General features: G+C 60.7%; 22 protein-coding genes. 11 read left to right on the forward strand and 11 right to left on the reverse strand.

Translation table 11 applies throughout. The features are described 5' to 3' along the window. Nucleotides 1–65: 65 nt before the first annotated feature. From MEFOE_RS14665 to MEFOE_RS01300, 3 genes are all read right to left on the reverse strand, one after another. A complete protein-coding gene (locus tag MEFOE_RS14665; RefSeq protein ID WP_160329465.1) occupies nt 66–2,366 on the reverse strand; it encodes a PKD domain-containing protein in 2,301 nt (766 codons plus the stop codon). Nucleotides 2,367–2,694: 328 nt separating this feature from the next. Beyond that, nucleotides 2,695–3,786, reverse strand: coding sequence for a 5-amino-6-(D-ribitylamino)uracil--L-tyrosine 4-hydroxyphenyl transferase CofH (gene cofH / locus MEFOE_RS01295; protein WP_067047186.1), 1,092 nt, complete (start codon nt 3,784–3,786; stop codon nt 2,695–2,697). Then, on the reverse strand, nt 3,787–4,479 hold the full coding sequence (locus tag MEFOE_RS01300) for a S24/S26 family peptidase (RefSeq protein ID WP_067047191.1): 693 nt from the start codon (nt 4,477–4,479) through the stop codon (nt 3,787–3,789). It abuts the gene before it with no gap. Nucleotides 4,480–4,602: 123 nt separating this feature from the next. Between MEFOE_RS01300 and MEFOE_RS01305 the strand changes: the two genes are divergently transcribed. Then, nucleotides 4,603–5,211 (forward strand): DUF3267 domain-containing protein, encoded by a 609-nt coding sequence (locus MEFOE_RS01305; RefSeq protein ID WP_067047194.1) that lies wholly within the window; start codon nt 4,603–4,605, stop codon nt 5,209–5,211. A 37-nt stretch (nt 5,212–5,248) separates the two neighbouring features. Here the strand turns inward: MEFOE_RS01305 and MEFOE_RS01310 are convergent, their stop codons facing one another. From MEFOE_RS01310 to MEFOE_RS01325, 4 genes are all read right to left on the reverse strand, one after another. Next, nucleotides 5,249–6,058 carry a metal ABC transporter permease gene (locus tag MEFOE_RS01310; RefSeq protein WP_067047197.1) on the reverse strand — a complete coding sequence of 270 codons (810 nt, stop codon included), beginning with the start codon at nt 6,056–6,058 and terminating at the stop codon, nt 5,249–5,251. Further along, complete coding sequence (locus tag MEFOE_RS01315; RefSeq protein ID WP_067047199.1) at nt 6,055–6,828, reverse strand: metal ABC transporter ATP-binding protein; 774 nt, start codon at nt 6,826–6,828, stop codon at nt 6,055–6,057. The genes MEFOE_RS01310 and MEFOE_RS01315 overlap by 4 nt, the downstream gene beginning before the upstream one ends. Next, nucleotides 6,828–7,685, reverse strand: a complete 858-nt coding sequence (locus tag MEFOE_RS01320) for a metal ABC transporter solute-binding protein, Zn/Mn family (protein WP_067047202.1) — start codon at nt 7,683–7,685, stop codon at nt 6,828–6,830. Before MEFOE_RS01320 ends, MEFOE_RS01315 begins: the two co-directional genes overlap by 1 nt. Nucleotides 7,686–7,750: 65 nt before the next feature. Further along, entirely contained in the window at nt 7,751–8,182 is a 432-nt protein-coding gene (locus MEFOE_RS01325; RefSeq protein ID WP_067047205.1) for a metal-dependent transcriptional regulator, read from the reverse strand. Nucleotides 8,183–8,291: 109 nt separating this feature from the next. On the opposite strand from MEFOE_RS01325, the gene MEFOE_RS01330 reads away from it, so the two are divergent. The 3 genes from MEFOE_RS01330 (at nt 8,292) to MEFOE_RS01340 (ending at nt 12,997) form a co-directional block, all read left to right on the forward strand. Beyond that, nucleotides 8,292–9,719: a DNA-directed DNA polymerase II small subunit gene (locus tag MEFOE_RS01330; RefSeq protein WP_067047208.1), complete on the forward strand. Its 1,428-nt coding sequence runs from the start codon at nt 8,292–8,294 to the stop codon at nt 9,717–9,719. Nucleotides 9,720–9,861: 142 nt separating this feature from the next. Next, nucleotides 9,862–11,907 carry a sodium-translocating pyrophosphatase gene (locus MEFOE_RS01335; RefSeq protein WP_067047211.1) on the forward strand — a complete coding sequence of 682 codons (2,046 nt, stop codon included), beginning with the start codon at nt 9,862–9,864 and terminating at the stop codon, nt 11,905–11,907. 145 nt (nt 11,908–12,052) lie between these two features. Then, nucleotides 12,053–12,997 carry a magnesium transporter CorA family protein gene (locus MEFOE_RS01340; protein WP_067047215.1) on the forward strand — a complete coding sequence of 315 codons (945 nt, stop codon included), beginning with the start codon at nt 12,053–12,055 and terminating at the stop codon, nt 12,995–12,997. Here MEFOE_RS01340 and MEFOE_RS01345 read toward each other — a convergent pair. Continuing rightward, nucleotides 12,978–13,379 carry a response regulator gene (locus MEFOE_RS01345; RefSeq protein WP_153015825.1) on the reverse strand — a complete coding sequence of 134 codons (402 nt, stop codon included), beginning with the start codon at nt 13,377–13,379 and terminating at the stop codon, nt 12,978–12,980. The two genes, MEFOE_RS01340 and MEFOE_RS01345, sit on opposite strands and share 20 nt — an antisense overlap. Nucleotides 13,380–13,548: 169 nt before the next feature. On the opposite strand from MEFOE_RS01345, the gene MEFOE_RS01350 reads away from it, so the two are divergent. The 4 genes from MEFOE_RS01350 (at nt 13,549) to MEFOE_RS01365 (ending at nt 17,965) form a co-directional block, all read left to right on the forward strand. Then, nucleotides 13,549–14,139, forward strand: coding sequence for a MarC family protein (locus MEFOE_RS01350; RefSeq protein ID WP_067047223.1), 591 nt, complete (start codon nt 13,549–13,551; stop codon nt 14,137–14,139). 46 nt (nt 14,140–14,185) lie between these two features. Further along, a complete protein-coding gene (locus MEFOE_RS01355) occupies nt 14,186–14,773 on the forward strand; it encodes a MarC family protein (RefSeq protein WP_067047226.1) in 588 nt (195 codons plus the stop codon). 366 nt (nt 14,774–15,139) lie between these two features. After that, nucleotides 15,140–17,479 carry a methyl-accepting chemotaxis protein gene (locus MEFOE_RS01360; protein WP_067047229.1) on the forward strand — a complete coding sequence of 780 codons (2,340 nt, stop codon included), beginning with the start codon at nt 15,140–15,142 and terminating at the stop codon, nt 17,477–17,479. Between the two features lie 12 nt (nt 17,480–17,491). Beyond that, nucleotides 17,492–17,965 (forward strand): chemotaxis protein CheW, encoded by a 474-nt coding sequence (locus tag MEFOE_RS01365; RefSeq protein WP_067047232.1) that lies wholly within the window; start codon nt 17,492–17,494, stop codon nt 17,963–17,965. Between the two features lie 51 nt (nt 17,966–18,016). On the opposite strand, the gene MEFOE_RS01370 is transcribed toward MEFOE_RS01365, so the two are convergent. Both MEFOE_RS01370 and MEFOE_RS01375 read right to left on the reverse strand, forming a co-directional pair. Beyond that, nucleotides 18,017–18,391 carry a response regulator gene (locus MEFOE_RS01370; protein ID WP_067047235.1) on the reverse strand — a complete coding sequence of 125 codons (375 nt, stop codon included), beginning with the start codon at nt 18,389–18,391 and terminating at the stop codon, nt 18,017–18,019. Further along, the gene (locus MEFOE_RS01375; protein ID WP_067047237.1) at nt 18,388–19,575 is read right to left on the reverse strand and encodes a sensor histidine kinase; all 1,188 of its coding nucleotides are present in this window, start codon (nt 19,573–19,575) and stop codon (nt 18,388–18,390) included. Before MEFOE_RS01375 ends, MEFOE_RS01370 begins: the two co-directional genes overlap by 4 nt. Before the next feature lie 259 nt (nt 19,576–19,834). On the opposite strand from MEFOE_RS01375, the gene MEFOE_RS01380 reads away from it, so the two are divergent. From MEFOE_RS01380 to MEFOE_RS01390, 3 genes are all read left to right on the forward strand, one after another. Further along, entirely contained in the window at nt 19,835–21,985 is a 2,151-nt protein-coding gene (locus tag MEFOE_RS01380) for a methyl-accepting chemotaxis protein (RefSeq protein ID WP_067047240.1), read from the forward strand. A 5-nt stretch (nt 21,986–21,990) separates the two neighbouring features. After that, nucleotides 21,991–22,455 (forward strand): chemotaxis protein CheW, encoded by a 465-nt coding sequence (locus tag MEFOE_RS01385; RefSeq protein ID WP_067047243.1) that lies wholly within the window; start codon nt 21,991–21,993, stop codon nt 22,453–22,455. Between the two features lie 201 nt (nt 22,456–22,656). Then, nucleotides 22,657–24,999 (forward strand): PAS domain-containing sensor histidine kinase, encoded by a 2,343-nt coding sequence (locus tag MEFOE_RS01390; RefSeq protein WP_160329466.1) that lies wholly within the window; start codon nt 22,657–22,659, stop codon nt 24,997–24,999. A gap of 127 nt (nt 25,000–25,126) precedes the next feature. Here the strand turns inward: MEFOE_RS01390 and MEFOE_RS01395 are convergent, their stop codons facing one another. Beyond that, nucleotides 25,127–25,687 (reverse strand): hypothetical protein, encoded by a 561-nt coding sequence (locus MEFOE_RS01395; RefSeq protein WP_067047248.1) that lies wholly within the window; start codon nt 25,685–25,687, stop codon nt 25,127–25,129. Nucleotides 25,688–25,778: the final 91 nt, after the last annotated feature.

Raw genomic sequence — 25,778 nt, forward strand, 5'->3', positions numbered from 1 at the left:
ATCATTCCATCGACAGGACAGAGGGTAGGATCAGTTTTGGGATGACCTCTTTAAAAAAAAGGGATTTATCGGCGCCTGAGCACCAGGACCACCAGGACAAGAGAGACAAGGAGCGCCGCAAAGCCTGCGGGAGAGGGCTGTGCTGTCGTGGGCGGCAGGGCCGTCGTGTTCGTCTCCGGCACCGTCGTTTCGCTGGAAACCGATGTCGTGGCCCCCTCCACCGGCGTTTCGGTGGTCTCCTCGATCACTTCTCCGGCCGAGGCCGAGCTCTCGACCACAAGAAGTGTCATCCCCTTCCCCTCGGCGATGGCGAAGTGCGAGAACCCGGGGGAGTGGGCGCGGTAGTACGCCCGGCCGTCGCTCTCCCGCACCAGTTCGGTGAGGAGAGGCTGCCATTTTTCATCATCATAGTGCCAGAGGACGATATCGCCGGGGCCGAGCCCCTCTGCCGCGAGCCAGTTCTTCGGTATGTCGAAGAAGAACGTCGTCCCCAGAAGGGCGTCTTCCTCGACGTACGAGAGCGTGGCCTCGATATACTGGTACACCGGGCCGTCGAAATCCAGGGGGCCATCGTCCACCGGCTCGACGGTCACCATGATCCCCTCGATCCTCTCGCCGGCGGTGAAGGTGATCGCCGAGATGGCGCCCCTATCAAAGGTGAAGGTGACATTCTCACCCGCTTTCAGGCTGCCGGCCGTATCATATGCATAGGGCGCGCCGCTGCCGCCGCCACCGCCTGAAGACGACGGCGAAGGCGGTTTAGCAGTCGGTTCGGTGGTCGGTTCGGTGGTCGGTTCGGTCGTCGGTTCGGTCGTCGGTTCGGTCGTCGGTTCGGCCAGGACGACGATCTCCTCCGCGAGTACGGTCGTGTTCTGCAGGTCTCCCCTCGCAACAGTCAGTGAGACAGAATAGTTCCCTGCCCCTTCATAGACATGGACCCATTCAGGCTCGCTGGAAGTGTTCCCGTCGCCGAAGTCCCATTCCCAGCTGTCGGGTCCGCCGGTCGATTCGTCGGTGAAGAGCACGGCAAGGGGCGCGGTGCCCGAGGTCACGTTCGCCGAGAAATTGGCACGCGGAAGGACGGTCACGTAACCTTCCCGCACAAGTGTGTCCAGGTCGGAGGCCCCCGAGATAGTGAGAGAGATGTCATAGACCCCTGCAAGGGTATAGAGGTACTCGGGGTGCTGATCAATCGCACTCTCGCCGTCGCCGAAGTCCCATTCCCAGGTGTCAGGCCCGCCGGTCGATTCGTCGGTAAAGTTCACGGCAAGGGGCGCATGCCCGGAGGTGACATTGGCACTGAAGTTGGCGGCACATGGTCTGGGCACAGGCCAGATATACTCGATCGAATCATGAGGCCCGGTCCGGCAACTGATGCGCGGCGACCCGTCCGCGGTCATGGCAAGGTCGGGATATCCCCCTGAGCCCCGAAGACCCCCTTCAATGATCGGGGAAAAAACCCATTTTTCATCATCCTTAAAGGCATACATGACCGTCGCGTTCTCGTGTGTGAAGGTGATCGCCGGCAGGCCGGTGCCGTCGAATACAAGAGCGGCACGATCTCCTTTCGCCCCGGCAACGTCCTCGTACTGCCATGTCCCGTCCTCCTGCCACGCATACCCGAGAGTCCCGCTGTCCGAGTTGTAACAGGCTATTGCCGGCACGCCGTCGGGATCAAGGGCGATCGAAGTGTAGCCCGGACTGTCCTCATAGTACGTCCCCATACCCTCAGCCACGGTCTCAGAGAGCCACGAAGATCCCTCCTTCAGGCGGTACATCAGGTTGCCCGTCTTCCCGTTGATGTAGGCGATATGGACTACACCGTCATCACCGACCACAAGAGAACTAAAGAGTTGATTTGCATCGGGCACGACCTCCTCGTCGGTCCAGACACTCCCATCCCAGACGACATACCGCAGGCCGCGCTGCCCGCGGGTGGAGTTATAATAGACCAGATGCAGGTCTCCCGACGGGTCGAAGGCACCGGAGAGATACCTCCCTTTATAGGTGCCGACAACCTCGCGCTGCCAGTCACTGCCGCCCTCATCCCAGGCATGGACAAGGGCCGTCGCGTTGAAATAACAGACATGCGGGGCGTCTGAAAGGTCAAGGGCGAGAGCAGAATACGGACTTATATTGTCCAGTGTCTCGATCGTCTCCAGAGTCCAGTCATCCCCATCCCTCTCTCCATAGATGAGACGGTCCGTATTGTCATCCGTCGAATCATAATACACTATGTGCGGATCCCCCGCAGAGTCCAGCACCAGCGAGTCGACATAATTGACCGGCCAGTTGCCGGGAGTCCCCATCTGTACGACCTCGAAATTCCATGTCATTGCCGCACCAGGTACGGCAAATAATGCCATACAGACTACGAATGCGAATGCGGCCCACAAAAAGCCAGCCGCCCCTCTCCGATAATTCTCTGTACACACCATTGATAAGTCCCCCCCGTAAGAGTCCACCCTGACGGGTTAGAAACCCGCAGAGGCTATGTCCGGAAATATTCATCTCAATATATATAGGTATCTCAGGTACGGCGATCCCGTGGGCCCGTAAAAATAATAAAATCATTATAATATCATATTGTTGGCATAATTTCCATATCTCATGGCAGATCTGCAAATTCTCTGGCGGACTTCAGAATAGTACCAACAGGAAAAAAAGAACAAAAAGAGAGGATTTGGACAACGATTACAGGATTTCGTACGTCGTCGTCCGCTGCCGCAGGGGCCGGCCCAGGTCCTCCGCGATCCGCCGCATCTCGGTGGGATCAAGGTAATCCGCGTCCTCGGCACCGGCATCCGAGGAGACCTCGTCGTCGAACATTGTCCCGCCGAGATCGTTCCCTCCTGCAAGGAGGCCGATCTGCGTCATCTTCGTCCCGACCTTCCCCCAGGAGACCTGGATATGCGCAAAGTTATCCAGGAACAGGCGGGAGACCGCAAAGAGGAGGACGTCCTCCCGACCCGTCGTGCCAGGGTGGGCGATCCCGGCCTTGAAAAGGGGGGTGTTCGCGTGGATAAAGGGGAGGGGGACGAGTTCGGTGAACCCGTGCGTCTCGTCCTGGACCTCCCGCAGAATGCCGAGGTGGCGCACCCGGTCGGCCTCTGACTCATAGGAGCCGTACATGATCGTCGCCGTCGACCTGATCCCCATCGTGTGCGCCTCCCTGATGATCCTGACCCACTCGGCCGTCGGCACCTTCCGCGGGCAGATAACCTCCCGCACCTCGTCCACCAGGATCTCGGCGGCCGTCCCCTGGAGGGTGCCGAGCCCCGCGGCCCGCAGGCGGTCGAGCGCCTCGGCCGTGGAGACCCCACTCCGCCGTGCGGCATACGAGACCTCCTCAGGACTGCATGTGTGGATGTCCACTGCGGGGGCGACCTCATAGACCCAACGGATCATCTCCTCGTACGAGGTGACGTCGAAAGCCGGGTGGACGCCGGAGAGGAAGCAGATCTCGGTGACACCGCGGTCGCGGGCAAGGGCCGCGCGACGCCGCACCTCCTCCTCACCGTGGAGGTATGCGCCGGGGTCTGTCTCTTTGCGCCCGAACCCGCAGAAACCGCAGAGGTTCTTGCAGATGTTCGTGATATGGACATTCTGGTTCCGCACATAGGTGACCGCATCGCCGGCCCTTTCCTGTCTGGCCTCGTCCGCGGCTGCGGCGATCTCCCAGATCCGCCGGTCCTTCACCATGAGGAGGGAGAGAGCCTCTTCCTCCGTCATCCTGTGGCCGGCGAGCGTGTCAGAAAGCAGAGTGCTGATCTCATCGCGTGTCATTTACCGCCCCTTCTTGCCCGACGTCTCCTTCTCCCGCGCCCCCGTCACCAGGTCGTACAGGATCATCAACATCACCAGCACGATCGCCGTCTCGATCAGGTGGAGGGGGAGGTACCCGAGGAAGGGAATGGCAAAGAGAGCCTTGCCGATGACCCACTCCGTCTTCACCGGTTCGATCTGCCCACCGATCTCGCGGTAGACAGAGAGTTGATCGGGGCCGGGGTTGTTGTCGCCCCAGGTGATATAGCCTTCGTGGGGCGCCGTATAACTGACCGTACGCCCGCTGAGCGGTATCTGTACGGTCTCGTTCCCCTCGACCCACATCATGGCCCGGTGGATGATCGGGTGGACAGACCCCTCGCCATTGGGCCGGTAGATGATCACGTCTCCGGGCCGGTTGTATTTCTCATAGCCCGACGCCTGGCCGTCCTCCAGAGTCTGGAGGGGGCCGAAACGGTCAGGCGCCGCCACAAAGACCAGGTCGCCGATGTTCATATTCGGCACCATGCTCTCGGACTCGATCGCCACCACCGCAGGCCACGCGCCCGAGACCAGGAAGAGGACAAGGGCGATCACGCCGACGACCGCCACTGCCCAGGCAACGTCGCGACCGAAAGAGACGAACGGGTTCGAACTCGTCCTGACCTGCTCTATCAGGCCGAGTTTCGGTTCTGGAGACGTTCTATCCGACATCTGTAGGATGATGGTGGGAACTCGGATCTGATATAAATATGGGAGAGAAGAGGCGGGAGGAGTCTGCCCGCCGTCCGACCACAGCATGATATTTCAGAAAGGCGTACGGGATCCGCGAAGATCATGGACCTGCAGGACACTTTCCCGGGGAAACCTATCGACCTGAAAAAATACACCCGATTCCGCACCCTCAATTTTTCCCGGCGGACATCTCTCCTTCTCACGGCCGGGTCATTCATCCTCTTCTTCGTTTTTTTCGCCCTGACCCTCCTCGCCTACATCCAGGTCACCGGTGCCGACTCCTTCAGTTTCACGATGAGTAGCCCCTCCGATCTCCTGCCTCTCATCGTCCTCATTATCCTCATACTCCTCACAGGCATCCTTCACGAGGGGGTCCACGGCGTCGCGTATCGCCTCCTGCGCAGACACCCGGTCTTCGGGTGGGGCAGGAGATCAGTGCTCCTCTATTGCTCCTGCTCGGCCGGCGGACTGTACACACGAAAAGAGAGCATATTCATCCTGATGGCGCCGTTCGTCCTGATCCCGGCAGTCGGGACCGTGCTCATGGCCCTTGCCCCCGCGTGGGCATGTGCCGCTCTCGTCCTCCTCCCCCTCAATGCCGCCGGTTCGGTCGCCGACCTCCGGGCAGCGGCGGCCATCGTCCGCTCCCCGCCCGGCAGCGTCGTCCTCGAAAAGGGAGAAGAGATGACAGTCCTGGTACCCCTGCAGTGACTGCTGGATCGAGGAAATAATACCCCTGAAGACCGGCCTACCCCCGCGACGCAAGGCCGCGAAGCCCCATCGCCGCACCATAGGCCGCAGTAGAGATCAGGATGACCGTCGCGCCCGAAGGGACGTCCAGAAGATAGGAGAGGACAATCCCGACCGTCGTGAAGACCGCCCCGAGGAGGACGGAGAAGACCATCATCCGCGGCAGACTCCGGGAGAACTCGCGGGCGATCGCCGCGGGGAGGGTGAGCAGCGCGATGACCAGGATGATCCCGACGACCTGGATGAGCATCACGACGGTGAGGGCGACCAGGACGAGAAGGGCGAGGGTGATCGCCCGCACAGGGAGGTTCATGACCCGGGCGTACTCCTCGTCGAAGGTGACCGCGAAGAACTCGTTGTACAGGAGGAGGACGGCGCCGACGATGAGGAGGTCGAGGACCGCCATCGAGAGGATCGCCTCCCGCGGCACGAGAAGGATGTTCCCGAAGAGATAGCCGAAGAGGTCAGGGGCGAACCCCGGCGTCAGGAAGACGAAGAGGATGCCAAGGGCCATGCCTGCCGCCCAGAACGCCCCGATCAGGGTATCGAGGTTGTGCTTCCGGGAAAAGGATAGTTCCCCCATCCCGAGGGCCGAGGCGACGGTGAAGCCCGTCGCACCGATAATGGGGTCGATCCCCAGGAAATAGCCCAGACCGATCCCACCGAAAGCCGTATGGGAGATGCCGCCGGCAAGAGCGACCATCCGCTTGACGACCACATAGGTGCCGATGATGCCGCAGGCGACACTCGCAAGGAGTCCGGCGGCAAGGGCGTTCCTGAAGAAGTCATAGGCAAAGACCTCGATCATGGCTTTTCACCTTCCCGGTGGTCGGCAAAGACGCGGTGCGGCAGGCCGTGGGCGATGAGGTCGATGGGACAGCCATAGGTTGCCTGGATCATGTCGCCGGTGATCAGAGCGTCGTTGTGCGTATAGAGACGCCTGTTCAGGCACGCGACCTTCGTCACATGGGATGAGATAGCCCCGATATCGTGGGTGACAAGGACAACGGTCATCGTCTTTCGCAGGCCGTCCAGGACCTCCATGAAGTGCTCGCCCGTCGGGGCGTCCACGTAGACGGTCGGTTCGTCGAGGATGAGCACCTCCGGACCGGCGGCAAGGGCGCGGGCGATGATCGCCCTCTGCTGCTGCCCCCCGGAGAGACGGCCGATCTCGCGGCCGGCAAGGTCGGCGATCCCCATCGTCCTGAGGGCCGATTCGGCCATCTCCCTGTCTTCGCGCGTATAGCGCCGCGGAAAACCCCGCACATGACCGAGGCGGCCGGAGAGAACCATCTCCAGCACGCTCACCGGGTAGCTGAAGTCGAAGGTGCGGTACTGGGGGACATACCCGAGGAGGTGGCGCCTCTCCGCAGGACTACCGCCGAGCACCCGCACCGTCCCCGCTTCGGGTTCGAGAAGTCCCAGGATCACCCGCAGCAGGGTCGTCTTCCCCCCGCCGTTCGGCCCGATGACCGCGGAGAAGTCACCGGGCATCACCGCCCAGGTGATCTCCTGGAGGACGGGGCGGCCGCCGAGGGAGACCGAGACCCCGGAGAGGTCGATGACCGGCCCTTCCATCAGACAGACCCCGCGATCGCCGCGGCCGCCGCCCTGAGGTTTTCCGTGTAGTTCCCGGCAAGGGGACTCAGCAGGACGACCCGGCCGTCGATCTCGTCGGCGACGACATGGGCGCTCCGGGTGCTCGCTTCGGGCGCGGCAAAGACGACCGAGATGTTGTCAGCCTGCGCATGGGCGACGATCTCCTCGATCTGGCGCGGTGATGATTCCTTGCCGCCCTCCTCGATCGCGATCTGGACAAGCCCGTAGTCACGGGCAAAGTAGCCCCACGAAGCATGGGAGACCAGGAGGGCATGGCATCCCGAGGCCCCAATCTCGGCCCTGATATCGGCGTCGAGGGCGTCGAGGCGGGCGAGGTACGCGGCGAGGTTCGCCTCGTAGACCTTCTTCCCGGCAGGATCGGCCGTTATCAGGCCGTTGCAGACGTTCTTCGCCATGATCTTCGCGTTCGCGGGCGAGAGCCAGATATGCGGGTCGCCATCGACGAGCGTTACTCCTTCGGAACAGTTCACGACCGCCATATCCGGGTTCACCTCCCGGATCTTCCCCATCCACGCGGTCTCGAACTCGACGCCCGACCCGACAACCGCATAGACGCGGGCGCGGGAGAGGTCGGCGAGCTGGCCCGGCGTCAATTCATAGGTGTGCGGGCTTGCGCCCGGCGGGACGAGGACGAGGACGTCGACGCGGTCGCCCCCGATCGCTTCGATCGATTCAGCCTGAGGAGGAATGGTCACTGCGACAAGCATCTTCCCGGAGTCGGGCGCCCCGGCGGTGCAGCCTGAGGCAAAGACGGACAGGAAGACGAAGACAACGCCGCAGAGCGCCAGCCCCCTGTATGGCACTGCTGGCATCATGATGGAACCTCGAAATTTGGCATCTATCCAAATATCAGGGAGCGCCTATATACGCCTTCCGCGCCTCACCGTTCGCGGGGGCAGCAGTCACCATCATGCTCGATAGGGCCGCACCCGCTCATCACCGGGTGGCCGAGAGACGCGCAGATCCGATCAACGAGGAACCGCGAGACATGGCCCTCGATGTTCTTCGCCTCCTGGCACGCCTCGTCGGCCGATAGCCCGAAACGGCTCAGGGCCAGGGAGACGACGCGGTGGCGGCGGACGAGAAAATGGGCATATCCTTCTCCCTTCGCACTCAGGCGGACGCCGTGATAGGGCGTGTGCTCCAGGTAGCCCTCGCGCGCGAGGTCGCCGAGCGCCTTCGTCGCCGTCGAAGGGGAGACACCAAGTTCACGGGCGACCTCTGTTGTCCTCATCGCCCCGCCCCGGAGAGAAATGACCTTTAAAAGTTCAGATTTCCGTGCCGGGAGCTCAAAACCGTCGATCTCCGCCATGACCGGTACTCGCCCGCGGCGGCGATAAAGTTTTCCCATTACCCAAATTTTCCCGCCCACCCCTCCCGCACCGAGACTATGATGAGGGCGTACGCCCAACAAGATACCGATGCTCTGCGAGGAGGAGATCGTTGCCCGTTTCCTGAAGACCGACCTGCTGGTGGCCCCCGAGGTGGTCCGTTACATCAGGGAGCAGGACGACCCCGCCCTCATCGACCGTATCATCGCGGCCATCCCCGACGGGGCCTTTGTTGTCTCCCCCGACTGCATCCCGGCACAGAAGAAAGAGCGGGACGGGACACGCTTCCTCGCCGACCCCCACCTCGAAGTTCTCCAGGGCAAGGACGGAAGCTGCGGCTGCATACGGGACTTCGAGGAGTACGTCACCTACTTCAGGAACCGGTTCACCCACCTCTCCGGCTTTCTCAAGGGGAGGATCCAGCCCGTCCCAATCGAGGCGCTCCAGAGGACCGGGCGGTACCGCGAGGAGGAAGCGTCCTTCATCGCGATGGTCTCCGAGGTGCGGTCCACGGCCAACGGGAACAAGATGGCCAACGTCGAAGACCCGACCGCCACGATGCGGGTGCTCTTCAACAAGAGCAGAGAAGGCTTCGAGGAGGCCGAGAAACTCCTCCCCGACGAAGTGATCGGGGTGAAGGGCAAACTCTCCAGCGACGGGAACCTCTTCTTTGCCGACACCCTGGTGCGGCCCGACATCCCCGTCTCGAACGCCCCCTTCCACGCGGAACAGCCCGGCCGTGCCGTCCTCATCTCCGACGTGCATGTCGGTTCCGATACCTTCCTGGAAGACGCCTGGCACCGCTTCGTCGCATGGCTCGGGGAGCACACCGAGATCGGCTACCTCCTCATCGCCGGCGACCTCGTGGACGGGATCGGCATCTATCCCGGCCAGGAGAGGGAACTCGTGATCAAAAATATCTACGAACAGTACCAGGCCCTCGGGGAGATGCTCTCCGCCCTCCCCCCGCGACTCAGGATCGTCCTCTCTCCCGGCAACCACGACGTCGTGCGTGGCGCCGAGCCCCAGCCCGCGATCCCGCAGGAGTTCAGGGAAGGATACCCGGACAACTGCGTCTGGGTCGAGAACCCCGCCCTCGTCTCCCTGCAGGGGGTCCGCGTCCTGATGTACCACGGCAGGTCGTACGACGACATGATCGGAATGATCCCGGGCGCCTCGTACAGCCACCCCGAAGAGATCATGGAAGAGATGCTGAAGAGACGCCACCTCGCCCCGACTTTCGGGCTGCGGACCCCGATCGCACCGGCAGAACGCGATCCCCTGGTCATCGACCCGGTCCCCGAGGTGCTCTTCACCGGCCACGTCCACATCTCCGGCATCAAAAAATACAGGGGCGTCCTCATGGTCAACGCAGGCACCTGGCAGTCCCAGACCGCCTTCCAGAAGCAGATGAACACCGTGCCGACGCCGGCGCAGGCGGTTGTCCTGGACCTTCCGACAATGAAATATGAGATGTTCGACTTCAGCCAGCCCGGCGAACCGGCACGCCTCCCCTGACCGCCGACGCCGCATCAGGTACCCCTGGAACACCCGGACGGATCAGGGGAATCGCTCGCTTTTTATTATTGAAGTGCCTCATAGATAGAGGAACAGATTGCCGAGTTTTGATGTGAAATCGCTTCTCGGAGGATAGAAAAACATGGATGGAATCATCTATCTCGCACCCCTGTGCGCTCTCCTGGGCCTTCTTTTTGCAGGTTACTCCTACATGAAGGTCAAAAAGGAAGGAGAGGGCACCGAGGTCATGAAAAAGATCGCTGCAGCGATCCACACTGGCGCGATGGTGTACCTGAACCGCCAGTACAAGGCCATCGCCGTCTTCGTCGTTGTCCTTGCCGTTGTCCTTGCATTCCTGCTGCCGAGCGGGCCCCTCACCGCGGCCTGTTTCGTCCTCGGCGCCGGCCTCTCGGCGACTGCAGGCTACATCGGCATGTACACCGCCACCCACGCGAATGTGCGGACCACCAACGCCGCCCGCCGCGGCATTACCGAGGCCTTCAAGGTCTCCTTTGCCAGCGGCTCGGTCATGGGCATGTCGGTCGTCGGCCTCGGGCTCTTCGGGCTCTCGGTCGCCTTCATCGGCCTCTCTGCCGTCATGCCGGCCGCACCGCAGGCTGACGTCGTGAACATCCTCGCCGGGTTCTCCCTCGGCGCTTCCTCGATCGCCCTCTTCGCCCGTGTCGGCGGCGGTATCTTCACCAAGGCCGCAGACGTCGGTGCCGACCTCGTCGGCAAGGTCGAAGCCGGTATCCCCGAAGACGACCCGCGCAACCCCGCCGTCATCGCCGACAACGTCGGTGACAACGTCGGCGACATCGCCGGCATGGGCGCCGACCTGTACGAGAGTTATGTCGGTTCCGTCATCGCCACGATGCTCCTCGGCGCCGCGACCGCCGCGGTCGCCTTCCCGAACGTCGACCCGATGAACGTTATCCTGCTCCCGATCATCATCGCCGCGGTCGGTATCGTCGCATCCATCATCGGTTCCTTCTTCGTCACGACGAACAAGGCCGAGTCGAGCGCGATCCACCTGGCCTTCAACAAGGGCCTCCTCGTCGCCCTCGTCCTCGTCGTGGTCTCCACCTACTTCATCACGAACGCAATGCTCGGCGAGTACGGCTTCGGCATCTTCGTCGCCACCATCGCCGGTCTTATCGCCGGTTTCCTCATCGGCCAGATCACCGAGTACTACACCTCCTTTGACAGGAAGCCGACCCTCGAGATCGCAAAGTCCTGCCAGACCGGGGCCGCGACAAACATCATCACCGGCTTTGCAAAGGGCATGGAGTCCACGCTCTTCCCGGTGATCATCATCGGTGTCGCGATCTTCTTCGCATTCCAGTTCGCCGGGCTGTACGGCATCGCCATCGCGGCTGTCGGTATGCTCGCCACCCTGGGTATCTCCCTTGCAGTCGACGCCTACGGGCCTGTGGCCGACAATGCCGGCGGTATCGCCGAGATGTCCCACCAGGACCCGCAGGTGCGTGAGATCACCGACACCCTCGACGCCGTCGGCAACACCACCGCCGCCATCGGCAAGGGCTTTGCCATCGGCTCCGCGGCACTCACCGCTCTCGCTCTCTTCTCCGCATATGCCCACGCAGTCAGCCCGGCTGACGCGCCGACCATCACCATCGACATCCTCAGCACCCCGGTCTTCATCGGTCTGCTGATCGGCGCCATGCTCCCGTTCCTCTTCTCCTCCATGACCATGATGGCTGTGGGACGGGCTGCATACCAGATCGTCGTCGAGGTCCGCCGCCAGTTCAAGGAGATCAAGGGCCTGATGGAGGGCAAGGCAGACCCGGACTACGAGTCCTGCATCGCCATCTCCACCAACTCCGCCCTGAAAGAGATGATCGCACCCGGTATCCTCGCGATCGTCGCTCCGCTCCTCATCGGCGTCGTGCTCGGCAAGGAAGCCCTCGGCGGCCTCCTCGCCGGTTCCCTGGTCTCCGGCTTCATGCTCGCCATCACGATGGCGAACGCCGGCGGCGCCTGGGACAACGCCAAGAAGTACATCGAACAGGGACACTTCGGTGGCAAGGGCTCCGACGCCCACAAGGCCGGTGTGACCGGAGATACCGTCGGCGACCCCTTCAAGGACACCTCGGGCCCGGCCCTCAACATTCTCCTGAAGCTCATGAGCATCGTTGCAGTGGTCTTCGCCCCCCTGTTCCTCTAATTTTTCTCTTTTTTCAGGTCGCCCGAAAAAATACCCGCGATATTTTTCAGAGGCGATTTTCCGGAGCCTTTTCCCGGGTCATCACCTTCATCTCCCTTCAGGACAGATCCTTACCTGCAGGAAGGTCCTTTCTGCAGGTGATGCCATGCTCCAGATCTTCAAGACCAGACAGAACGTGGACGGATTGTTCATCGAGGAACTGGACATAGTCGAACCGGGCTCCTGGATCTTCTGCACGGCACCCGACGAGGTAGAGATCGCACGGGCCGCCGGGATCATGGGCATGGCCATGGAAGACATCAGGGCCGCCCTCGACGAGGAGGAGAGGCCCCGCATGGAGACAGAAGAGGGCAAGACCCTCATCCTGATCGACACCCCGTTCCGGGTAGAGGGCGAGCCCACAGGGACGTACTCGACCATACCTCTCGGCATCGCGATGAACGAGGACTATATTCTCACCATCTGTCTCCAGGACATCCCTATCCTCCGTGATTTCATCGCCGGGAAGGTGAAGACCTTCTACACCTTCAAAAAAACGCGTTTCCTCTTCCAGATCCTGTATCGAAACGCCTCTTACTATCTGAACTTCCTCAGGCAGATCGACAAGAGGAGTTACGAGGTCGAGAAGGAACTCCACCTCTCCCTCAGGAACGAGGAGTTGATCCAGCTCCTGAACCTGGAAAAGTCGCTGGTCTACTTCTCCACCTCCCTGAAGAGCAACGAGGTCGTGCTCGAAAAGATCCTCCGCTCCAAACCGATGCGGATGTTCCCCGAGGATGAGGACCTCCTGGAGGACGTCATCATCGAGAACAAACAGGCCATCGAGATGGCGAACATCTACTCGAACATCCTCTCCGGGACGATGGACGCCTTCGCATCGATCATCTCGAACAACCTCAACATCGTGATGAAGTTCCTCGCCTCGGTGACGATCGTCCTTGCCGTGCCGACGATGATCGCGAGTTTTTTCGGGATGAACGTCGGCATCCCTCTCCAGGAGAGTCCCCTCGCCTTTGCCGTCATCATCGGGGTCTCGATGGTCATCTCGGCCCTGATCGTCTTTGTCCTTATCAAAAAGAAGATGCTCTGAGGGTGACGGCCGCCCGCACGGCGTGGGCGAGTTCCACAAGTTCTGCCCGCGTCCCGCCGCCTTTCCTGACATAGAAGGAGGCTCCTGCCAGAAGGGCCTCTTCAAGCACCGAGTCGCGGCTTTTCCCGGTATACAGGACGAAAGGCAGGGATATGCCCCGCAACCTGAGGGCCCGGAGGAAGGCGATGCCGGTGAGACCGGGCATCTCGAAGTCGGAGACGACGGCGTCAAACCGTCCCGGCAAGATGATGAGAGCGTCCTCGGCCGAAACGGCGGTCGTGCAGGAGAACCTGCCTGTCTCTTCCAGGAATGCCTGCTCACGCTCACGGACGCACGGGTCATCGTCGACGATCAGGAGAGAGATCACGCCGCCTTCGGTCATCAGAAAGATGTGGAAGGCAGGAGAGAAAAACCTCACGAAATGAGAGCGGCACGGGGCCGCGGCGCTCCCGCCGTCTATGCAGGCGGCACGGAGAAATAAACGCTCCTGCCAGAATGAAAACCTCTACACTCCTTGAAAGATATATCTCTTCGGGACCATACAGGGGGTTATGGCAGATTTCTTCCCCTCCCTCCTCTACGCCTTCGCCACACTCTTCATCATCCTCGATCCTCTCCTCTCTGTCCCGATCTTCGTGGGGCTCACGAAAGAGAGGCCGGCCGAGGAGAAGACACGGCAGGCAGGTATCGCTGTCGTCGTCGCGGGCGTACTCCTCTTCGTCTTCCTCATCTTCGGGTCCCTGATCTTCGACATCCTGGGCATCACCCTCGCCAGTTTCCAGGTCGCCGGTGGTATCCTCCTCTTCATCCTGGGCATGCAGGAGGCCCTCGGCATCGAGTTCGCCCATGACGAGAAGAGCCGGCAGAACATGGCCGGGGTGATCATCGGCACGCCCCTCCTCTGCGGCCCGGGCGCGATCACGACGGTGATCCTCCTCTCGACAAAGATCAGCCCGTTCGTCACCGCCATCGCCCTCTTCCTCTGCCTTGGCGTCACCTGGCTCATCCTCAGGTACGCCGCCGCGATCCTCCACGTACTCGGCAGTACGATCACCGACATCGTGGCCAGGGTCCTCGGCATGTTCCTTGCGGCGATCGCGGTCAAACTTATCGCCGAAGGGGCGATAGGGCTTGGCTGGTGACGGCCGCGGACAGGATATATTCTTACGGGACATATACTGAAGACCTATGGACGATCCCCTCGCCGCCTTCGCGTACGCGTTTGTCACCCTCTTCATCATCCTCCACCCCCTGCTGGTGGTCCCGACCTTTCTCGGGCTCACCCGGGGCTACCGGACGGAGGAGAAGACCAGGCAGGCAACCATAGCCACTGCCGTGGCAGGCGGACTCCTCTTCACCTTCCTCATCTTCGGTTCCCTGATCTTCGATATCCTGGGCATCACCCTCCCGAGCTTCGAGGTTGCGGGTGGCGTCCTCCTCCTGATCGTCGGGATGCAGCAGGCGCTCGGGATCGAGTACACGCCACCCGAGGGAGGGCAACAGCAGAACATCGGCGTGATCGTCGGCACTCCCCTCATCTGCGGGCCGGGTTCGATCACGACGGCGATCCTCCTCTCGACAAAACTTGGCATCCTGGTCACCGTCCCGGCCGTCCTCCTCTGCCTGGTGCTGACCTGGTTCACCCTCAGGTATGCCGACGTCATCCAGCAGGCCCTCGGCGAGACGATCAGCGGGGTGATGACCGACGTCTTCGGGATGGTCCTTGCGGCCCTTGCGGTGACGCTCATCGCCGAAGGGGTCGACGGCCTGCGATAGACAAAAATTTTCACGAACCACCTCTTTTTTTGCTGCGAGAATGCGGGAAAAATCGCATGCCCTCGTCTCGATAGATGGACACAGCGGAGACAGCCTGCCCTGACGGCCGTTCCGGCTTCATCATTTTTAAAAACGTCATAATAAGGGCCAATTCATCATTTCACAGGTTATTAAAAATAAAAATCTACAGAGTATAATTTCCATCATGTTGAAAAAAGAGGAATCACCAAATATAGTATCAACTAATTAATGTATTCGATTTTGTGGCGCGAAGAGAGATTTCGTTGCCAGGCGTGCAGGCATAGACAGACACATCCTGAATATAGCCCTGTTCTGGCATGCCGCCCGGATCAGCGAGGACCAGCAATGACCAAGCAGACAATGACACCTGATGACTACGAGCAGGAAAACGCTCGTCTCAGAGAGAGACTGGCAGAGGCAGAGGCAAAGATAGGGCGGTATGAGACCATCCTCGACGAGATCCCCTTCCCCATCTCGGTCACCGACATGGACATGACCTGGTCGTTCATGAACAGGGCACTCGAGTCCCTGCTGAACCTCGACAGAAAGGAAGACCTTGGAAAGCACTGCAGTTCATGCAATGGTGCGGCCTGCAACACCGAACAGTGCGGCATCGCCGCATTGCGGGATGGGAAAAAGAGGACGATCTTCGAAGAGCACGGGAAGAGCATCCAGATCGATGCCGCCTACCTGACCGATACCCGGGGGACGCAGATCGGCCATGTCGAGATCCTGCAGGACATCACCGCGATGGCAGAGGTCACCGCGTTCCTGGAGGCCGAAACACAGCGGGTTGCAGAGAACCTCGCCAGGATCGCTGACGGCAACCCCGACGTCAACCTCACGATGGGGGCGACCGACCGGTACACGGAGGGTGTCGCGCCCCTCATCACCGGGATCGACAGGGCGACGGCAGCGACCCTCGAGTCCCTCGACCTGATGCTGAAAGACATCGCCATGCTCGCCGAGGCCGGGAGGGACGGGAGACTCTCGACCCGTGCCGATGCCGCCCGGCATAAGGGAGAGTACAGGACCCTCGTGCAGAAGATCAACGCCCTCCTCGACGCCGTCATCGTGCCGCTCCAGGGTGCCACACAGAATGCCGAACTCATCGGCATGGGCCAGATCCCGGAAAGGGTCGACGCAACACAGTACAAAGGGGATTTCAGAAAACTTGCGGAGAACTTCAACAACTGCACCGACGGTTTGCAGGGCCTGAGGGAAGGCTATACTGTCCTCCTGAGGACCGCACAGAACGACTACACCCGGAGAGTCGAAGGGCACTACCCAGGCGGCTATGCCATGATCGCGACGGCGATCAACGCTGTCCAGGACCGCCTCCTCCACATCCAGGAGTGCATGGTTCAGATCAGCCGGGGTGACCTCTCCGAACTGGAGAGCCTCAAGGCCATCGGAAAACGTTCGGAGAACGATACGTTGATCCCGGCCTTCATTGCAATGATGGAGGCGATCCAGAGACTCGTGGACGACGCGAAGATGCTCGCAGAGGCCGGGAAGGAAGGGCGTTTGTCCACCCGTGCCGATGCCTCGAAGCATGCAGGGGAGTTCGCCAGAGTCGTCGAGGGCGTCAACCAGTTGGTCGACGCCGTCGTGGCGCCGGTCAACGAAGCGATGCGGGTCACCGGCCGTTATGCTGGGGGCGACTACACCAAGAAGTTCTCCGACGACCTCGCCGTCGCGGGAGACTTCCAGAAGTTCAAGGACTCTCTCAACAACATGGCCGACAGGACCGCCGAAACTGTCAGGGAGATCCAGCATATCGCCGAACAGGTCGATTATGGCACGTCCGAGTCGAGCAAGGGCGTCGACCAGCTGGCGAAAGCCGCCGAGCAGGTTGCGATCACGAGCCAGACCTGCGCCGACCTCTCCCGGGAGACGCTCCAGAAGATTGAGGAGGTCGGCAGGCGTATCGCGGATCTTTCGTCCTCGAACGAGGAGATGGCCAGCACCTCCCGGGATGTCCTTGAGAGGGCGGAAAACGTCGCAAAGATGGGCATGGACGCGGAAAAACTCGGCAGGGACGCCAACACGAAGATCACCGTCGTCGAGACGATCGCACAGGAGAGCGTCCAGAACATCACCGAACTGACCCAGGAGATGCGGGAGATCAACAAGATCGTCAAACTCATCACCGACATCTCGAACCAGACCAACCTCCTCGCCCTCAACGCCGCGATCGAGGCGGCACGGGCGGGCGAGCACGGCCGCGGCTTCGCCGTCGTCGCAGGAGAGGTGAGGAACCTCGCTGGCGAGTCGAAGAAGGCGACAAACGACATCGAAAACCTCATCACATCCATCCAGGCGAAGAGCGAGAAGACCGCCACCGCGATCACCTCGGCCAACACCGAGATCGCCTCCAGTGTCGAGAGCGTCAACAACGCCATCCTCGCCCTCAACAGGATCGTCGATGGTGCCGGCAAGGTGACCAGGGACATGGGCGAGATGGCAAAGGCCATCGAAGACCAGGCGAACACGAGTAACACCGTCGTCACGATCGTCGACGAAGGGACCAGGCTCACCAAAGAGAACATGTCCGAGGTGGAGGCCCTTGCCGCCCTTGCAGAGGAGTCAAGCGCCTCGACAGAGGAGATCGACAACGCTGTGCACGAACTGACCGGGATGGCCGGGGACCTGAAGACCTCGGTAAAGAAGTTCAGGATCTGAGGGGGCAGGACAGTGGCAGAGACTGTCGACGTCGTCGAATTCGGGATCGGGGGCACCAGGTACGCCCTCGACATCCTGCTGGCACGCGAGATCGTCGAGATGGTGCCGATCACGCCAGTACCACGGGCACCACCCTATATTGCCGGGATCATCAACCTCAGGGGCGAGATCACCACCATCTTAAAACTCAACACCCTTCTCGGCCTTCCGGGAGAAGGGCGGCGCGAGACGCAGAAGATCATCGTCCTCGTCCCTGATGCCACAAACGGATCAAACACCGGCATCATCGTCGACGACGTCCACACGGTGCGGCAGGTCGGTGAAGGCGACGTCGCCCCGATGGACGAGGCGATGGCGAGGGAAGCGTACGTCAGGGGGATCATACGGATCGGAGACGGAGAGGATACAAAAAATAAGCAGGAAAACGACCTGATCATCTGGATTGATCTCCAGAAAGTGATCAGGGAGCAGGTGAGCCGCGCCTGATCGCGGACACTATTACCTTTTTTGCGGATGCAAGAATAAAAGGGGCCGTGCTCAATCAACCGCGCCGAGTGCGGCATCGGCAACCGCAAGGGCCTCTTTCAGTTCAGCATCCCGGATAGGCTTGACGATGTAGCCGAGGGGCCTGACAGAGAGAGCCCGTTCTCTCATTCCCCTGTCTGAGTATGCGGTGACGAAGATGCACCTGATCCCGAGTTCGTCGGCAAGGAGGGAGGCGGCCTCGATCCCGTCCCTGTCCCCTTTCAGGTTGATGTCCATCAGGGCGATATCGGGAGAGGTCTCACGGGCTTTTTCCAGCGCAAGAGCGGCCGTCGCCGCAACCCCGGTCACCGTATGTCCCAGTCTCTTTACCCGGTTTGCGACATCAAGGGCGATTATCGCGGCGTCCTCCACGACCAGCACCTTCACGGCGTCTCGCCCCCGTGAGGGACCATTACGAGGACACGCGTGCCCGGGCTTTTGTCTGAGATCTCCATCCGGCCCCCGAGTTGCCCGGTCACCAGAGTCCTGACCAGGGTGAGACCCAGGGAGACGCCGGCCTCAAGGTCAAAGCCTGCTGGCATCCCCGCACCTTCGTCCTCGACGACAAGAGTGAGGGCAGTGCCGTCGTCAAGGGAAGAGACCAGGACCGGGCCGGGCGCGCCTGCCGGATAGGCATGGGTGCATGCGTTCGAGATGAGTTCGTTCACGATCAGCCCGACAGGGATCGCAGCATCGAGCCTGAGGGAGAGGTCGGACGGCACGACGCGGGCGGTGACCAGGTCGGACGGGTAGTCAGCGGCGGCCGCACTATCGACCATGAGGTCCGCGAGGTACGCCCCGAGGCCGACGCGGGCGTGGTCGGGAGAGCGGTCGAGATGGTCATGGGCCCGTGCCAGCACGCCGAGACGTCCTTCGGTCTTCCTGATGATCTCGCGCCCCGCACCCTCCCCCATGCTCGCCGTCTGCAGGGCGAGAAGGCTGGAGATGAACTGGAGGTTGTTTCGCACCCTCTGGTGGATCTCCACAAGCAGGCGTTCCTTCTCCTGCAGTACCTGCCGCGCCGCGGTGACGTCCTCCATGATGACGGTCACGCCGGCACTCCCGTCATCAAAGACGGTCGGGACACATTTCACGACAAAATAGAGATTTTTTCCCTCTTTTTCGAACCGGACCTCTTCGACCCGCTCCTTCCCGGCGAACGCCACTCGCATCAGCCCGGCCTCAAGGAGGGGGGCGAAGAGGGGGACCTCCAGCGAGTCGATATCCCTGCCGGCGACCTCGCCGCGCCCGAGGCCGATGAAAGAGAGGAGGTTGTCATTGGCCTGCACCACCCTTCCCGCACTGTCGAGGACAAGGATGAGGTCTGAAGAGAAGTCGAGCATGGCAGAAATGGGCACGCGGTGGGAGAGGTAGTAGACCTTCGCGACGGCGACCTCCTGCATCTCAAGGCGGCCGGAGACGACGAGCATATTCAGGTACTTCGCCACCGAGTTCCGGTTCATCCCGAGTCGCCGCGAGATCTCGGAGGTGGAGAGGCCCCGCGGCTCTTCACGGAGGAGTTCGATGATCCGCGAGCATTCTCCTGCCGGATCTTCTGGAGTACGTGACACGGGTTAATCCTTCCTGATTTTCATTCATCAGCACTCCAGATTTATAGTTATTACGAAAACTGCCTATCAACACTGCATGCAAAAGCAGAATGTTTATATAATTAAACGGCCATGGTTTGTCATCAGAACTGCCTATCAGTATTGATAGGCACATGTGAAAGACAGGCGCGCCAGAGGCCCGGACCCCGGCGGCAGGCACAGAAATATGCCTCCGGGAAGACCGACACCTCGCCGCACCCCATCAGGGAGAAGAGAGACCATGAAATCACAGGACAAGGCACAGACACAGGATGCAGAGCAGGCGACAGACGACATGGAGCAGCAGGCTCAGATCGTCCTCCGGGGGATCGACCTCATTCCCACACCTCTCCATATCATCGACAGGGACTTCAGGATCATCTTCATCAACAAGGCCGCAGCAGACCCACTCGGGATGAAGGAGAGCGAGTGCATCGGGAAACACTGCTACGACCTCTACAATGCTGAGATGTGCAAGTCAAGAAACTGCCCCGGCCGGATGGCTATGGAAACCGGGAAGACAAACAGCATCGACATTCTATATCGTGACGGCCGGTGGGAGAACTGCACCAGTGTGGCATCCCGTGACGAAAACGGTCGGATCACCGGCGTGGTCGAGTACTTCCCGGACATCACCGCCCAGAAGCAGACCGTGCAGGACCTCCTCCATGTCGGCGAGGAGGCACGGAACGGAAACCTCTCCGCCCGCGCCAGTCTCGACGCCGAAGGCGACTTCCTGGAGATCGCAAAGAGCGTCAACGGGATTCTCGACGCCGTTGTCGTTCCCCTCCAGGGGGCCGCACGGGATGCCGAACTCATCGGGAAGGGCCAGATCCCGGAGAAAGTCGACACATCCCTGTACAGGGGTGAGTTCAAAAAACTAGCGGAGAACTTCAACAACTGCATCGATGGCATGCAGGGCCTGAAGGAGAGCAAAGCCGTCCTCCAGAGGACCGCACAGAACGACTTCACCAGGAAAGTCGAAGGGCATTACGAGGGCATCTACGCCGATATCGCAGAGGATATCAACGCGGTCCAGAACCCTCTCCTCCATATCCAGAATATCGCGATCAATATCGGCAGGGGAAACCTATCCGACCTGAATGATCTCAAAGCGGCAGGGAAACGTTCGGAAAACGACCAGATGGTCCCGGCCTTCATCACAATGATGGAGGCGATCCAGAAACTCGTCGAGGACGCGAACATGCTCGCAAAGGCCGGCAGGGAGGGGAGGTTGGCCACACGTGCCGACGCCTCGAAGCACGAAGGGGAGTTCGCCAGAGTCGTCGTGGGCGTCAACCAGTTGATGGACGCCGTCGTCGATCCGGTCAACGAGGCGATGCGGGTCTCGGGCCAGTTCGCCGTGGGCGACTACACGGTCAGGTTCTCCGACAAAATTGCCGTCGCCGGCGACTTCCAGAAATTCAAGGAGTCCCTGAACGAGATGGCCGGGAAGACCTCCGCCGTCGTCACGCAGATCAAGCAGGCCGCGGACCAGGTGCAGTCAGGGGTTTCCGATGCAAGCAAAGGTGCGGACGAGATCGCGAAGGCAGCCGAACAGGTGGCGATCACCGGCCAGAAGTGCGCCGACCTCAACCGCGACCTCCTCACCCAGATGGAGGAGATCAGCCACCGCATCAGCGACCTCTCGGCCTCGAACGAAGAGATGGCCAGCACCTCGCAGGAAGTCCTTGAGAGAGCGGAAAACGTCGCAAAGATGGGCAAAGACGCGGAGAAACTCGGCAATGACGCCAACACGAAGATCACCGTCGTCGAGACGATCGCACGGGAGAGCGTGAAGGACATCACCGAACTGACCCAGGAGATGCGGGAGATCAACAAGATCGTCAAACTCATCACCGACATCTCGAACCAGACCAACCTCCTCGCCCTCAACGCCGCGATCGAGGCGGCACGGGCGGGCGAGCACGGCCGCGGCTTCGCCGTCGTCGCAGGAGAGGTGAGGAACCTCGCCGGCGAGTCGAAGAAGGCGACAAACGACATCGAAAACCTCATCACATCCATCCAGGCGAAGAGCGAGAAGACCGCCACCGCGATCACCTCCGCCAACACCGAGATCGCCTCCAGTGTCGAGAGCGTCAACAACGCCATCCTCGCCCTCAACAGGATCGTCGACGGCGCCAGCGAGGTGACTCATGACATGAGCGAGATCGCAAAGGCGGTCGAGGACCAGGCGAACACGAGCAACGCCGTCGTCCAGATCGTCGACAACGGTACCAGGCTGACCCAGGAGACAATGAAGCAGGTGAGTGACCTTGCCGCCCTCGCCGAGGAGGCAAGCGCCTCGACAGAGGAGATCGGGAGCGTCACCCATCAGCTCGACTCCATGGCCGGCGACCTGAAGGACACGATGAAGCAGTTCCGGGTGTAGGCACCATGGAGATCATAGACGTCGTCGAGTTCGAGATCGGGGGCACCCATTATGCCCTCGATATCAGCCTCGCACGGGAGATCGTCGAGATGATCCCGATCACCCCGGTGCCGCGTGCGGCACCCCATATCGCCGGGATCATCAATCTCAGGGGCGAGATCACCACCATCCTCAACCTCAACAGACTCCTCGGCCTTGCAGAGAGGGACGATAACGCAACACGGAAGATCATCGTCCTCGTCCCTGATGCCGCAAACGGCTCGAACACCGGGATCATCGTCGACGATGTCCACTCGGTGCTGCGGGTCGGGAAAGACGACATTGTCCAGATGGACGACACCCTCGCGAAGGAGGCATATGTCAAGGGTATCATCAGGATGAAGGCGGACGAAAAGGCAGGGAAGGCCCAGAAGCAGGACCTGATCATCTGGATAGACCTCCAGAAGATCCTCCTCAACCTGACAGGCTGAAACCCGGAAAAGCACGAATAGAAACATATTACCCACATCCGCCCGGATCATACTGGTGGAATGCGGGGAACAGAGTGGACAGGTCCGGAATTCTGCAGGCTAAGGCCTCATGTCTGTACCTCCTCACTCGCGTTTTTTACCCTGGTCTGTTTTTCCGTCGTTTCGTATGCCTTCTCCATCGGCATCACCAGGATCACATCAGTGGTCCTCTACGTCCCGGTCGTCCTCATCGCATACCGTTACCCGCGCTACGGCATCCTCTCGGCCTTCCTCGCCGGCGCCGCCTATCTCGCCCTGTACCACATCTTCATCCCCGGATGGACGGACTTTCCCGAAGTGCTCGTCAACACCGTCCTCCTTGTCGGCATCGGGTCCCTCACTGCTATCCTCTCGTACAGGCTGAGCGAGAAAAAGATCAACCTGCGGGGTATCTATGATGCCTCATCCGCGGGCATCTTCCTTCTTTCTAAGGACGGGAGCATCACCGAGGAGAATGACAGGTTTCTTTCGATGCTTGGTTATGGCGGGGGGGAGAGGCCGGAGCACCTGGACCGCATCTGGTTGAGGACGGGTGCCGACCGCTTCCCCGACGGGGCGAACAACGGCATCGAGACTGAGTTCATCACCCGCGACGACCGGCAGATCCCGGTCCTCCTCTCGACAGCGCCCGGACCTGACGACCTGACCGTCTGTACGGTCGTCGATATCGGCCCGCAAAAACAGGCAGAGAGGGAGAGGGAGGAGGAGAGAGCGCGGACACGGGAATATCTCGACGTCGCCGGGGTGATCCTCCTGATCCTCGACGACAGGATGCATGTCAGGGCGATCAACAGGAAGGGGTGCACCATCCTCGGGTACCCTGAGGACGAGATCGTCGGGCAGGACTGGGCCGAGAACTACCTCCCCGTACGGGTGAGGGATAGCGTGGTCTCGGTATGCACCTCGGTCCTCCAGAGCGACCGGGGCACGGTCGTCCCTTTCGAAAACCCCGTGCTGACGAGAGACGGGGAGGAGCGGCAGATCGCATGGACAATCCAGCCGATCAGGGATGAAAAAGGGGAGGTGTTCTCCATCCTCGCATCAGGCGAGGACATCACCCGGCACAGGCAGACCGTCAGGGCGCTCGAGGAGAGTGAAGAGAGGTACGAGAGCCTTGTCGCTATCGCACCCGAAGCGATCGGCATCTACTGCGACGGGCAGATCGTCTACCTGAATGCCGCCGCCCTCCGGATGCTCGGGATCAAGGGCCCCGTCGACTTCGAGCAGATGCCCTTCTGGCCGTTTATCCACCCCGATTCCCTGGCGACTGTCCGCGAGGAACTCACCAAGACGCAGACCGGGGTCTGGTCCTCGTACTTCCAGGAGATCAAGCTCTGCAGGGTCGATGGCGAGACCGCGTATGCAGAATCGACGATGGTCCCTATCACCTACAAGGGACGGCCTGCCACTCAGTTCGTCCTCAGGGACATCACCATACAGAAACGGATGGAGGAGGAACTCAGGCGGTCCGAGGTGCTGTACAGGACGATCTTCGAGGCGGCGGCAGCCGCGATGGTGATCGTCGAGGAAGACCTGACGATCTCGCGTGCCAACTCGGGCTTTCTCACCCTCTCCGGGCTTCCGGGAGATGAGATCGAGGGAAAGATCCCCTGGGGCCTTTTTTACTCTCCACAGGATGGGAAAAGGATGCTCGAATACCACAGGAAGCGGTGCAATGGAGACCCGACAGCACCACAGACCTATCTTTCCTCCTTCGTCGATGGTGGGGGGGACTTTCACGACGTCATCGTGACCGCCTCCATCATCCCGGAGACAAAGAAGAGCATCGTCTCCTTTGTCGACGTCACCGTCCAGAGAGAATACGAGAAAGAGTTACAAAGATCGCTCCTGGAAAAGGAGGCCCTTCTCAAGGAGATCCACCACAGGGTCAAGAACAATATGCAACAGATCGCAAGCCTCCTCTCTCTCCAGGCAGCGACGGTCGCGGACAGGGGGACCGCGGGGTGCCTGCAGGCAAGCGAGAACCGGATCACCGCAATGGCCCTCGTCCACGAGAACCTCTACCAGTCTGAGAGTCTCGCCTCCATCCGCGCCGACGCCTACATCACAACTCTCTGCTCTGAGATCAGGGCATCATACACACCAGGACCGGGGATCAGGGTCGAGACCGCCATTGACGACCTGGTCCTGGACACGGACACGGCCATCCCCTGCGGACTGATCATCAATGAACTTGTGACGAACGCCTTCAAACACGCCTTTACCGGACGGGACCGGGGCAGGGTGCTGGTCAGTCTGGGGCAGCACGCCGGGGGGCGACTCTGTCTCAGGGTCGAGGACGACGGGATAGGGCTGCCCGCCAATATCTCCATCGACAATGAGGAGACGCTGGGGGTGCGGTTGGTATCGGCCCTTTCCGATCAGATCGGGGGAACTCCCAGATTTGAATCAGACAGCGGGACACGTTTTTCCGTCACTTTCCCGTACACACCGTCGCAATCCCCATGCACGGGGACGGACAGCACAGCAGAAAAAGACCCCTGATCCCTCGACCAGAGACATCCGGGAGAGGAGACGAAAGCATCCGACCCCGAAGACGCACCATCGAAAAGAGCCCGTATTTCGTCTCCAGAAAATGCCCACACGTCTGTGGCAGGATCTTCCACGTCCTTCACCGCGGTGCAGCAGGAGGCATCACGGTCAGGCGGCGGTCGTCCACCTTGATCATTGACAGTTCGCCAGTCCCGCACCGTATCGTGGTCTGTAATACCGGGCCCTGCTGTTCTCCATAGGTGAACCTGAGGGTCGCGCCGTCGCTTCCCTTGCCCGCGTTCAGCACACAGCAGTGCCGCTTCGAACGAACGTCATCGAAGAGATTGCGAATCTCCACATCTCCAGAGGTATCGGAAAAAAGAGGGTGACGGACATCGACACCATCCAGCATGAGGCCTTCCCCCACCCATGTCCCGGATGGCCCGGCAAACATCGACCCGTAGAGGCCTCCGGCCCAGATCCATTCGAGGCGAGAGTACCAGACTTTCCCCTGAAACTCCGATTTTATGCAGACCTTTTCAGTCGAATACCTCCCCCCGAGGTACCCTCTCCCCAGATTGATCGAAGAACCATATGCCTCAAACGCGATGATGTCCACAACAGGGAGGACCGCCGCGTCCTCTGCATTGAAAATGTCTTTGATAAAAGTTATCGGAATTATCGCTGCCTTCGGATCCATAGGGGTCACGGATCAGAGAAGGCAGCATATAGAGATTAAGGTATCCCTTCATCCCCGTAATAAATTCTACGCACCCACAGGGAGTATTATA

This window comes from Methanofollis ethanolicus, assembly GCF_001571385.1.
GTDB lineage: Archaea > Halobacteriota > Methanomicrobia > Methanomicrobiales > Methanofollaceae > Methanofollis > Methanofollis ethanolicus.